This window comes from Pseudomonas sp. PME37.24/025, from assembly GCF_055556615.1.
Map to the genome: position 1 here is coordinate 1 of NZ_JBVHNK010000517.1, position 229 is coordinate 229.

General features: G+C 70.7%; 1 protein-coding gene. It reads left to right on the top strand.

The window, feature by feature from the left end; genetic code table 11:
- Positions 1-20 precede the first annotated feature (20 nt).
- Positions 21-229 (top strand): hypothetical protein (locus tag ACZ3HH_RS31275; RefSeq protein WP_465810633.1); only part of this gene is annotated, 209 nt, incomplete at its 3' end.

The window sequence follows — 229 nt, forward strand, 5'->3', positions numbered from 1 at the left end:
GTCGGATGGAAGGACGCATCATGAGCCTGCCTGCTGGCGTGACGAAGATCGGCAACATCCGCGGCCCCCAGGGGCCCGCCGGGACCGTCGCCGGAGTGACCGTCGTGATGATCCCCGCGGGCGAGCAGCCGTCGGCGACGATGCGGCAGGTCGGCGACGCTACGTTCGTAGATTTCCTGCTCCCGCGCGGCCTGCCCGGGGTGAACGCGATCCCCGCCGCGAATGCGGT